This is a genomic window from Campylobacter sp. 2018MI01, from assembly GCF_018501205.1.
Classification (GTDB): Bacteria; Campylobacterota; Campylobacteria; order Campylobacterales; family Campylobacteraceae; genus Campylobacter_E.
Window position 1 is genome coordinate 1 of record NZ_JAHCZE010000053.1, and the last position, 11,407, is coordinate 11,407.

11 protein-coding genes are annotated in these 11,407 nt (G+C 29.3%); 3 read left to right on the forward strand and 8 right to left on the reverse strand.

What is annotated here, in order from left to right; translation table 11 throughout:
* Positions 1-205 precede the first annotated feature (205 nt).
* On the reverse strand, positions 206-1,375 hold the full coding sequence (locus KJQ97_RS07590; RefSeq protein ID WP_214117921.1) for an acetate kinase: 1,170 nt from the start codon (positions 1,373-1,375) through the stop codon (positions 206-208).
* 21 nt (positions 1,376-1,396) lie between these two features.
* Entirely contained in the window at positions 1,397-2,851 is a 1,455-nt protein-coding gene (gene pta, locus KJQ97_RS07595) for a phosphate acetyltransferase (RefSeq protein ID WP_214120451.1), read from the reverse strand.
* Positions 2,852-2,920: 69 nt separating this feature from the next.
* On the opposite strand from pta, the gene flgH reads away from it, so the two are divergent.
* Complete coding sequence (flgH, locus tag KJQ97_RS07600; RefSeq protein WP_214117919.1) at positions 2,921-3,598, forward strand: flagellar basal body L-ring protein FlgH; 678 nt, start codon at positions 2,921-2,923, stop codon at positions 3,596-3,598.
* 24 nt (positions 3,599-3,622) lie between these two features.
* Here the strand turns inward: flgH and KJQ97_RS07605 are convergent, their stop codons facing one another.
* The 3 genes from KJQ97_RS07605 to KJQ97_RS07615 are packed head-to-tail and all read right to left on the reverse strand — an operon-like array spanning position 3,623 to position 5,481.
* Positions 3,623-3,868 carry an AtpZ/AtpI family protein gene (locus tag KJQ97_RS07605; protein WP_336608663.1) on the reverse strand — a complete coding sequence of 82 codons (246 nt, stop codon included), beginning with the start codon at positions 3,866-3,868 and terminating at the stop codon, positions 3,623-3,625.
* Complete coding sequence (hemL, locus tag KJQ97_RS07610; RefSeq protein ID WP_214120452.1) at positions 3,861-5,138, reverse strand: glutamate-1-semialdehyde 2,1-aminomutase; 1,278 nt, start codon at positions 5,136-5,138, stop codon at positions 3,861-3,863. The genes KJQ97_RS07605 and hemL overlap by 8 nt, the downstream gene beginning before the upstream one ends.
* Entirely contained in the window at positions 5,128-5,481 is a 354-nt protein-coding gene (locus KJQ97_RS07615; RefSeq protein ID WP_214120453.1) for a hypothetical protein, read from the reverse strand. The genes hemL and KJQ97_RS07615 overlap by 11 nt, the downstream gene beginning before the upstream one ends.
* 60 nt (positions 5,482-5,541) lie before the next feature.
* Here KJQ97_RS07615 and KJQ97_RS07620 point away from each other — a divergent pair, with 60 nt between their 5' ends.
* Together KJQ97_RS07620 and lepB are read left to right on the forward strand one after the other, a co-directional pair.
* Positions 5,542-6,387 (forward strand): bifunctional 5,10-methylenetetrahydrofolate dehydrogenase/5,10-methenyltetrahydrofolate cyclohydrolase, encoded by an 846-nt coding sequence (locus KJQ97_RS07620; protein ID WP_214120454.1) that lies wholly within the window; start codon positions 5,542-5,544, stop codon positions 6,385-6,387.
* Positions 6,374-7,225 carry a signal peptidase I gene (gene lepB / locus KJQ97_RS07625; protein ID WP_214117914.1) on the forward strand — a complete coding sequence of 284 codons (852 nt, stop codon included), beginning with the start codon at positions 6,374-6,376 and terminating at the stop codon, positions 7,223-7,225. Before KJQ97_RS07620 ends, lepB begins: the two co-directional genes overlap by 14 nt.
* 91 nt (positions 7,226-7,316) lie before the next feature.
* Here the strand turns inward: lepB and KJQ97_RS07630 are convergent, their stop codons facing one another.
* The 3 genes from KJQ97_RS07630 to KJQ97_RS07640 form a co-directional block, all read right to left on the reverse strand.
* A complete protein-coding gene (locus tag KJQ97_RS07630; RefSeq protein WP_214120455.1) occupies positions 7,317-8,177 on the reverse strand; it encodes a hypothetical protein in 861 nt (286 codons plus the stop codon).
* A gap of 201 nt (positions 8,178-8,378) precedes the next feature.
* Positions 8,379-10,475, reverse strand: a complete 2,097-nt coding sequence (locus tag KJQ97_RS07635) for a peptidase domain-containing ABC transporter (protein WP_214120456.1) — start codon at positions 10,473-10,475, stop codon at positions 8,379-8,381.
* A gap of 1 nt (position 10,476) precedes the next feature.
* Positions 10,477-11,407 (reverse strand): TolC family protein (locus tag KJQ97_RS07640; RefSeq protein ID WP_214120457.1); only part of this gene is annotated, 931 nt, incomplete at its 5' end.

The window sequence follows — 11,407 nt, forward strand, 5'->3', positions numbered from 1 at the left end:
TTCAATTTATAGATGGAGATGAAATGCAAGTAATGTTATATAACTCATATACTAAGGAAAAAGAAGAGAGAGAATATTATATAGATGGGTGTGGTTATGCGATCCCAACATATAAAATAAAATACAATTAAGAAGATATAATGGCAGTAAAACTACAAATAATGTTTAATTATTTATAGTTTTACAAGAATTTAAATCAATAGGATTAAATAAGTTCCATTGTTTGTTTTACTATTGATAATTCTTCGTTAGTTGGAATAACTAAAATTGGGTATTTTGAATCAGCTTTTGCTATATTTCTAGCTACTTTTTCACGCTTAGCATTTTTTTCTTCATCAATGCTAAAGCCAAGATGTGCAAGTTGCTTACAAACCGCAGCTCTCATTAAATCATCATTTTCACCAATACCTGCTGTAAAAATTAGAGCCTTAGCAGGAGTTACTGCAAGGTATGAGCCTATGTATTTTGCAATTCTATAGCAAAACATATCAAATGCTAATTTTGCTTTCTTATCACCATTTTGCATTTTTTCTTCAATTTCACGCATATCATTTGCACCACAAATTCCTAATAAACCACTTTGTTTATTGCAAATTTTATCAAGTTCAGCAATGCTTAAACCTTTATTATATGCTAAATAAAATAAAGCTCCAGCATCAATATCCCCACATCTAGTTCCCATCATTAATCCTTCAAGTGGAGTAAGACCCATTGAAGTATCAACGCATTTACCATCTTTAATAGCACTAATACTTGCACCATTTCCTAAGTGAGCTGTAATTGCATCTATGTTTTTAATACCTAAGAATTTTTCTGCTTCACGAGTTACAAATTCATGAGATGTTCCATGAAAGCCGTATCTTCTAACGCCATCTTCTTCATAATATTTATTAGCTATTGCATAGCGATATGCGATTTCTGGCATTGTTTGATGAAATGCTGTATCAAATACTGCTATATTTTTAACACTTGGAGCAAGATTTATAATTGTTTTAATTCCTGAAATATTTGCAGGATTATGTAAAGGTGCTAATTTTACTAATTCATCTAAAGCTTTTAAACATTTATCATCAACTAATGTTGCTTTAATAAATTTATCCCCACCATGCACCACACGATGACCTACTGCTGCTAATTCATTAAAATCAGTTAAAAGTCCGCTTTTAGCAAATAAATCACGAACTACTTTTAAGCCATCTTCGTGATTATTTATGCCACCTAAATGCTCTAATTCTTTGCCATCAAATTTAATTTTTGCTCTTGAATTGCTTTCTCCAATTTGCTCAACCAAACCACTCGCAACACTATCTTCATTAAAAAATAATTGGAATTTCAGTGAGCTTGAACCTGCATTTAAAACTAATATTTTTTTCATAATTTTTCCTTTTTTTATAATTTATTGTGCTTGAATTGCACTAATTAAGCATGTATTTACAATATCTTCAACCAAACAACCCCTACTTAAATCATTAATAGGTTTGTTTAAACCTTGCAAAACAGGACCAACCGCAATAGCCCCTGCACTTCTTTGCACTGCTTTATAAGCTATATTTCCTGCATTTAAATCAGGGAATACAAATACATTTGCCTTTCCTGCTACTTTGCTATCAGGCATTTTTTTACTTGCTGTTGCAATATCTACTGCTGCGTCAAATTGTATAGGACCATCATAATTTAATCCTTCATAAGCTTTTGCTAATTCGCACGCTTGTTTTACTAAATCAACGCTTACTCCACTACCGCTATTTGCAGTTGAATAAGATAGCATTGCAACTCTTGGCTCAAAACCAAAAGCCTTATAAGTAGCCGCACTAACACTTGCAATTTCGGCTAGATTTTCAGGAGTTGGATTAGGATTTACCGCACAATCAGCAAAATACCAAACCTTATCACTTAAGCACATAAAAAATCCACCACTTACACTCTTAACACCTGGTTTAGTTTTAACTATTTGAAGAGCTGGGCGAATTGTATCAGCAGTTGAACATGCAGCCCCACTAACCATAGCATCAGCGTAGCCTAAATGAACTAGTAAAGTTCCAAAATAATTTCTATCTTTTATAAGCTCTTTTGCTTGTTCAAGGCTCATTCCCTTTGATTTTCTAGCTTCATAAAGTGCATTTGCACATTCATCATCTAATGATGAATTACCTGGATTATAAGTCTTAACATCATCTAAATCTATACCTAAATCACTAGCTTTTTGTGCTATTTCTTTATTGTTTCCTAAGATAATTAATTTAACAGCTTTACCTTCTAATAAAATACTAGCAGCCTTTAAAATACGCTCATCATTTCCTTCTGGTAAAACTATAGTTTTAATATTTTCTTTAGCCTTGCTCTCTAGCATAACTTCAAATGCCATTGGGCTTATATAATCAGGTTTTTTAAGATTTAATAACTCATCTAAGCTTGTATTTTCATTATATAAACTTGCGTATTTATGATGAATTTTAGCAAACTCAAATTTGGTTAAATCATTATCAATTACATAATTTAAATTAAGCTCTTTACTTAGTTTTAGATTTATCCAAAAAGTATCAAGACCACCAAAAACTCCAAAACTAGCAACTAATACAAAATCATATTTAGCTTTTAATTCATTAACTTTAATGATTATATTTTTATAAAAAGCATTTTCATTTTTTAAATACTCTTTAACGCCTGTTGCACTATCATATAAGTATTCAGTTTTTATATTATGCTCTTTTGATAATTTATTTAAACCACACACCCCGTCTTCACAAGCAAGTGCTTGGAAAACAACAATATTTGAATATTTTTTTGATAATTTTATAGCAAGATTATCTAAACTTTCCCTGCTTTGTTTTTGAAAGTAAATCGCATTCATTGCTACTCCTTCATTGATTAATTTTCGCTAGAGTATATGCCTAAAATATTAATAAATAAGGAAGAAAATATGAAAAAAAATTACATAAAATATTTTGTTTTCCCTTTGTTAATTTCGGGTTGTGGTTTGGCTGATCCGCAAATGGATATGAAAGCTCCAACATATGTAGAGCAAATTGAACCTAAGGCTGATAATAATTTAGGAAGTCCAGGCTCACTTTTTGGAAAAGGCTCTAATCCACTTTTTAGCGATAATAAAGCTATGAATGTAAATGATATAGTTACGATAATTATTAAAGAAGATACTAGCCAAAGTAGCAAAGCTAGTAAAAGCACGAATAAATCTTCTAATGCTAATTTAAATTCCGGAGTTTTTGCAGGATTATTATCAAGTCTTAATAAATCAGCAGATATTGGCTTTCAAACAAAAAATAATTCAGACTTTAGTGGTAGCGGTCAAGCTAGTAGAAATGAAAAATTTCAAACAACAATTAGTGCTAGAGTAATAAAGGTATTGGCTAATGGAAATTATTTTATTGAAGGAAAAAGACAATTATTAATAAACGGAGAAAAACAAATCGTCCAAATCTCTGGAGTAATTAGACCTTATGATATAACAGGTCAAAACACAATTGAGAGTAAATACATAGCAGACGCTAAAATACTTTATTCAACTCAAGGCGAAATTGATAAAGCTACTAAAAAACCTTGGGGAACAAAAGCAGTTGAAACTATTTGGCCTTTTTAACCTTGATTCAAGGTTAAAAAGACTTTATTTCTTATCATCTTCGTTGATTTTTAATAATAATTTATAAGCCTTATATACATTTGAAATTGCAGCTGCTATTCCAAATGCAAGTCCTACAAAAAATAAAGGCTTATAAATCTTAGCGAGTAAAATTCCTAAACCAACGCCAATTAGCACTGCAACTACAATGCTAATGCCTAAGCTTAGATGATTTGCAGCATCTATTACACTTTTTACTTTTTTAGCTCTTTTATTTTCTTCGTTATGCACGAATAGCCTTTTTGAACGCATTTATAAATATTTCAAGCTCTTTATCTTCAAACTTAGAGCAAATAAATGCAGTTTCATAGGTTGATGGTGCAAGATTTACTCCATTTTCTAGCATAATTTTATGAAATCTTGAAAACTTAGCTGTATCACTTGTCTTAGCGTCATCGTAATTTAATGGGTATTTTTCATTAAAGAAAAATCCTAACATTGAACCTATATTTTTAGCTACAAAAGGCACTCCTGCACTTTTACTCTCATCTAACATAGCATTAATTGCATTTTTTGCCCATTTATCACATTTTTTATAAATATCATCGTTTAATTGCTCAAGATTTGCAATACCTGCTGCCATTGCAAGTGGATTTCCACTTAGCGTTCCTGCTTGATATACTCCGCCTAGTGGGCTTAGAAGTTGCATAATTTCTTTTTTTGCAGCATAAGCTCCAACAGGAAGTCCCCCACCAATAACCTTGCCAAAACAAACCATATCAGGCACAACTTTATAAATCTCTAAAGCCCCACCTAAAGCAGCTCTAAAACCACTCATAACTTCATCAAAAATCAAAACGATTTTTAATTCATTGCAAAGCTTTCTAAGGTCTTCTAAAAACTCTTTTTTAGCAGGGACAAAACCCATATTTCCTGCAATTGGTTCAATAATAATTACACCTATTTCACTACCATTACTCTTTGCTATAGCAATTTGCTCTTTTACGCTTTCTATATCATTGTATTTAGCTGTATAAGTATCTTTTACAGCGTTTTTACTAACTCCACTTGAGCTTGGAGTATTAAAAGTAGCCAAGCCACTTCCTGCATTTACTAAAAGCATATCAGCGTGTCCGTGATAACAACCATCAAATTTAATAAGCCCATCACGATTAGAATAAGCTCTTGCTAAGCGAATTGCACTCATAGTAGCTTCTGTGCCACTATTTACAAATCTAATTTGCTCTATTGCAGGATATAACGATATAACTTTTTGTGCTAATTTGCTTTCAGCTAATGTAGGAGCACCATAACTTGTGCCATCTTTTGCTGCATTAATAATAGCGTTTGTTACATTTATATCAGCGTGTCCTAAAATGCAAGGTCCATAGCTTTGAACTAAATCAAGGTATTTTTTATCTTCAATATCAATTATATAAGCACCATCGCCCTTTTTTATAAATACAGGCTCACTACCTACACTTTTAAATGCTCTTACAGGAGAATTAACCCCACCTGCTATTAATGTTTGTGCTTGTGCGAAAGCTTCTTTATTTGTCATTTTTTTCTCCTTTTTTCTTGATATATAAGTATAAATTTTTTATTTCTTCATTTGTTAAATAATAATTTGGCATTATATTTTTTGAACTTGTTTTACTAACTAAGGCTTTATAAAAATTCTCATAACTAATATTTTTAATACTAGGGATTATTACTTGAATGGTTTTTCCATTTTCTTTATAAGTAGCAAATATTTGCTCACTTCCATCAAGCCCGTGACATTTATCACAACCAATTCCCCTTGGGTTTTGATACAAGCTTAATTGATATTCATCTTTGCTTAAAAAATCACTATTAGCATAAACAAATACGCTAAAAACTAATAATATTAATTTTGATTTCATTTTATAATCCGTTGTTTTTAAGGGTTATAATACAATCTTTATTTTTATAAAGGTTACAAATTGATACTAGATGGAAAAAAATTAAGCAAAGAATTATACGCACAATTAAAACTCAAAATTAATGAGCTAAAAACCAAACCTTGCTTAGCTGTAATTTTAGTAGGAGATGATTATGCTAGTGGGGTTTATGTAAGAAGTAAATTAAAAGCTTGTAATGAATTAGGAATAATTAGTAAAGATTATAAGCTAGATAGTAGTATTAGCGAAGAAGAATTATTAAAAATCATAAGAGATTTAAATGATGATGATAGTGTAGATGCTATCTTAGTGCAACTACCTTTACCAAATCATATCAATAAAGACAATATCATAAACGCTATAAATCCTATTAAAGATGTAGATGGTTTTACTCCACTTAATTTAGGTTTAGTTTTAGCGAATTTAAAACCACATTTTTATGCTTGCACCCCGCTTGGAATTGATATTTTGATGAAGCATTATGGTATCAGTGTAAAAGGCAAAAATATTTGCATAATAAATGATAGTATCATAGTAGGTCGCCCACTTGCTGCTATGATGATTAATGAAGGTGCAAGTGTTAGCGTATGCCACAAATATACAAAAGATTTAAAAGAGCATACTTTAAACGCTGATATTTTAATAAGTGCTACAGGTGTAATTCATCTAATAAATGATGATTTTATAAAAGATGGAGCTATTTTAATTGATGTTGGGATTTGCAAAGAAATTGATGGCAAAAAACTATCAGGAGATTATCTTAAGACAAGTAATAAAGCTAGTATGATTACTCCAGTTCCTGGTGGAGTAGGACCTATGACTATTTATGCACTAATGCAAAACACATATGAAGCAAGATTAAAAAAGGAAGAAAATGCAAGAAAATAAAACAAAATGGCAAAAATTAGTTGATTTTTGGAATTCATGGACGGGGACTATTGTATTTGTTCTTGTTTTTATATTTTTCGTAGCTCAAGCTTTTACAATACCAAGTGGCTCTATGAAAAACACACTTTTGGTAGGAGACCATTTATTTGTAAAAAAATTCGCCTACGGGATACCAACTCCTAGAATTCCATTCCTAGAAGTTCCTGTGTTGCCTGATTTTAAAGGCGATGGGCATTTATTAAGCTATGCTAAGCCTAAAAGAGATGATATAGTGGTGTTTTTGTATCCGCACAATACAAAGCTACATTATGTTAAACGCTGCGTTGCTTTAGGAGATGATGAGATAATATTTGCAAATAAGACCCTTTATGTGAGAATGCACGAAGGAGATGAATATATGAGAGCAAATTATCCTGCTAATAAACAAGTGATTTTACAAGGCAAATTATACATAAAAGAGCCTTATACTAAAAAGGGTATTCATTATGATGAAAGAGTGGATTTTGATAAGGTCATAGAATACTTTATGGCTAAGGGTGAGTTTGTAATGAAGCCAATTTATGTTAGTGAATTAAGAAGTGATATTAAAGCGTATTATTATAAGGTGCCTAGCAATGAATACTTTATGATGGGTGATAATCGCGACCACTCAAATGATAGCCGCTTTTGGGGAAGTGTAGATTATAAATATATTGAAGGTAAGCCTTGGTTTGTTTATCTAAGCTGGGATGATGATTATAATATCCGCTGGGAAAGAATGTTTAAAAGCGTTGATACCTTAGAAAACGATGAAAGATATATCCATCACGAAATAAGCGATATTAATTCTCTTGATTAACAAAAATATCTAATTCAAATTCTTGTGATTTGAATTAGAATTTATTTTATAATACATTATATTTTAAAGGTAATTTATATAAAAATTAAAATTATTTAATTGTATTTGAAGACTTTTCACTTAAAATCTTTTCAATTTTCTTTTGTTGTTTTGCTATGTATTTTTCGCCTAGTGGTTGTGCTTCTTCTTTTGCTTCCATTTCATAGCCACCTTTACTCATTGCAGAATACTTTTGTCTAAACTCTGTGTATAAAAAATAAACCGATAAATCATCAACAAAAGGCAATGAAACTAGCTTGGTTTTAGTTTGATATATTGTGTAAGTTTTTAAGTTTTTACCATTTAAGAAAAATAGTGCTAAATAGCTTGATAAAATATCTAATATACAAAGTGCAAAAAACACAGGAAAGAATATTATTTTACCTAGTGGGTAATCTAGCTTATAGCTCAAACTTTTTCCTTCCATTTCTTTAGTATTAAAAGAATCTTTATCAAATATATATGAATAAGCTAAAGCAGGTCGCTTAGATTGCAATCTAAAAACTATATCACTTTTATTTATCGTTGCGGTTACTTTTTTGTAACTTTTTGCTATACCAAAAAGACCTTCTTTATCTATCTCATAAGTATCAAAACATATCTTTTCATTATCTACGCTAATATAAAAATCATTATTTTTAACAAATCTAAGTCTTTTTATTTGTCTAAGGTTTAAAAAGAATATAATAAAAAATATACTATGAAGTATTGCTTCATCCATCCTTTTTATCCACCATAAATCCGACATTCTTGGTGTTGGTCTATTATATAGCATGATTAAGTTATCTATACTTTTATAAAGTGTATAAAACGCAATAAAAGTCAAAAAAATTTCAATAATAAATCTAATAAGCTCTAAGCTATATAAATAATCGTTTTTTATTTTATAATCTTTTAAATTGTCTATATTCAAATTTATCCTTTGTTTTTAATAAGGTTAATTATATCAAATAAACAATAAAAATTCATAAAATTTAAAAATAATTATTAAAATTATGTTACTTTTCGTAATAAATAATATTAAAAAATATTTTTTAATTTAATTTCAAATCCCTAATTCAAATTCTTTTAAAACTATAAATAATATTTATTAAATTATTTATAGTTTTAGTGTTTATAGATTTTGTTGTTTGTATAAATGTGCGTAGTATCCATTAAGCTCCATTAGTTTTGTATGATTTCCACACTCAACCAAATTACCCTTATCAAGGACTAATATCTCATCACAATCTTTAACCGTGCTTAATCTATGTGCTATTATTATAAATGTTTTGTTTTGTTTGATTAGTGATAGATTTGATGTGATGATTTTCTCGCTTTCATAATCAAGTGCCGAAGTAGCCTCATCAAATATCAAAACCCTTGGATTATGTAGCAAGGCTCTTGCTATTGCTATTCTTTGTCTTTGACCGCCGCTTAATGCAGAGCCTCTTTCTCCTACTAAAGTATCATAACCTGCACTAAGTTCGCTTATGAAATCGTGTGCTCCTGCTATTTTGCATACATTTATTATTTCTTGCATTGATGCGCTTGGCTTTGATAGGCTTATGTTTTCTTTGATACTACCGCTAAATAAATAATTTTCTTGTAAAACTACGCCTAAATTACTCCTTAAAACATAAGGATTTAAATGTCTTAAATCTATTCCATCTATATAAATAGAGCCTTCGTTTGGGATATAAAGTCTTTCTATGAGTTTTGTTATGGTGCTTTTACCACTGCCACTGCGTCCTACTATTCCTATGCTTTTATTTGCTTGTAGGTTAAAGCTTAGATTGTTTAAGACATAGTTAGAATTTGGGCTATATTTAAAGCTTACATTATCAAATTTTATATTACCTGATACTTGATTTAGCGATATAGGTTTATTTGTAGTTTGCTCTTGCGGTGTATTTAAAATATCTCCTAATCTATCTACGCTTAAAATAGCTTGTTGTAATTCATTCCACAAGCTTACAAGTCGCATAATAGGGGCGCTAAATTGATTGGCAAACATCTGAAAGGCTATTAATTGTCCTACGCTTAAACTCCCATCAATTACTAATCCTACTCCAAAATACAAAATTGCTAATGTCATAAGCTTTTGTAAAGAATTAGCAAAAGTACTTGCGATATTGCTTAGATTACTTAAATTAAAAGATGATTTTAAATATTTTGCTAAATAATCTTCCCAGTATTTTTTCATACTACCTTCAATGGCTAGGGATTTTATGGTTTGCATTCCTGTTATGCTTTCTACTAGATATGAATTAGATGCTGCTCCCATTTGGAATTTATCTTCAAGCCTTGCTCTTAAAATAGGCGTTATAAAAAAATAAATCAAAGCAATGCAAATCACAAAAGCTAATGAAACAAATGTTAGCTTCACGCTATATAAAAACATCATCAAAATAAAAACTATACTAAATAACAAATCTAAAATCACGCTTACTGATTTGTTGGCTATAAAATCTCTTATATTATCAAGCTCTCTTATTCTAGCTGCTATATTACCTACTTTTCTATTCTCAAAATACACCATAGGTAACAATAATAAATGTGTAAATAACTCACTGCCTAATTTTGCGTCAATTTTTGTGGTAGTATGAGTAAAGATATAATTTCTACTAAGGCTTAATAAACTTTCAAAAACAATAACGCTAAAAAATGCAAAAGCAATTACATTAAGTGTGCTTATACTATGGTGCAACAAGACTTTATCAAGGACTACTTGGGTAAATAAAGGTGTAACTAAGCCAAATAATTGCATAACAAAACTTGCTAATAAAATTTGTAATACAATACCCTTATAGCTTAGCATTCTTTTATAAAACCAAGAGAAGCCAAACTTTACACTATCGTTTAATAATTTGTGTGCTAGGATTAAGATTTTATCACTTGATAAATTATGTAATTCTTCATAGCTAATTTGCCTTGCTTCTTTTCCACCATCAAAAATAAGAGCTTGTTGATTATTAAAATCAAGTTTTAAAACTACAAAATATGTTAAATCTTTTTTCAAAAATATAAAAGGTGCTTTATATAAATGAAGGTTTTTTAAATTAAGCTTTTTGATTTTTACTTTAAAATCATTATCTTTAGCGATTTTTGCTAGTTCGTAAATACTTGGCTCGCTATCTTTTAAAGCGTATTTGTTACAAATCGCATTAATATCTATTGAAATATTTGCAAATTGTGCACAAAGTGATAAGCAACCTAAGGCTGTATGCATATTAATATCCTTTTTTACAATTATTAAATTGATTATTTATTAAATTAATTTTAATAGCGTTTGCATTTGCATTTATTATATATTCATTTAAATTTTGGAGTTTTTTATAGTTTTCTATACTTGCATTTATGACTTCAAATTTTGATTTTTCACCAGTTTTGTGTAGTTTTTGTATATAAAGCTCATTTGTATTTGCTTCTTTGCTTATTATCTTTAAGGTTTTTATTATTTCATCTTTGTTTTGTATGAAAAATATAAGCTCGTTTATTTGTTTTTCATATTCTAGCTTTGCTTGTATTAGCTCTTGATTTAATTTGTTTATTTCTAATTGTTTTAACTCTTTAGATGAACTTGTTTTAAATCCATCAAATATAATATAGTTAATCCCAATTCCTACTAAGTACCCGTGTTTTTTAGAACTATCGGCAAGGTCTTGATAATTATTTTTGGTTTTATCATAAAAATCATATCTTGAATAAAGGCTTATTGTAGGGCGTTGATTTAGGGATTTTAATTCATACATTGAGCTTTTTATTTTAGAATTTAATTCTAAAAATTTATTTGTTTTTTCAAATTCTAAAAAGTCTAAAGCAATTTCATCAATTTTACTAAAATTATCTATTTTATCAATATTAAGATTTGATAAATACGATATATATGATAAATAATTTCTTAATTCAAATTCTAGTTTTAAAATCTGTGTTTTTGCATCGCTAAAGTCCAAAAAATAAGAATTTACATTGATTAAATCTAATTCTCCAACTTTATTTAATCTCTTTGATAATTTATATAAACTTTCATAAGCAAGGCTTAAATTTTTATATGTTTTTAATTTATTTTCACTTAATAGTGCGAGTTTGTAGTATTCTAATAAATCTAGTGATAATTGCAATTCCTTATAACACTTATTGTAATTACTTGTAGCGATATTC

Excerpts from the sequence above, each read along its gene's own strand:
- flgH (WP_214117919.1), top strand. The coding sequence starts at position 2,921 with ATGAAAAAAAATTACATAAAATATTTTGTTTTCCCTTTGTTAATTTCG.
- KJQ97_RS07635 (WP_214120456.1), bottom strand. The coding sequence starts at position 10,475 with ATGCATACAGCCTTAGGTTGCTTATCACTTTGTGCACAATTTGCAAAT.
- pta (WP_214120451.1), bottom strand. The coding sequence starts at position 2,851 with ATGAATGCGATTTACTTTCAAAAACAAAGCAGGGAAAGTTTAGATAAT.
- lepB (WP_214117914.1), top strand. The coding sequence starts at position 6,374 with ATGCAAGAAAATAAAACAAAATGGCAAAAATTAGTTGATTTTTGGAAT.
- KJQ97_RS07590 (WP_214117921.1), bottom strand. The coding sequence starts at position 1,375 with ATGAAAAAAATATTAGTTTTAAATGCAGGTTCAAGCTCACTGAAATTC.
- hemL (WP_214120452.1), bottom strand. The coding sequence starts at position 5,138 with ATGACAAATAAAGAAGCTTTCGCACAAGCACAAACATTAATAGCAGGT.
- KJQ97_RS07615 (WP_214120453.1), bottom strand. The coding sequence starts at position 5,481 with ATGAAATCAAAATTAATATTATTAGTTTTTAGCGTATTTGTTTATGCT.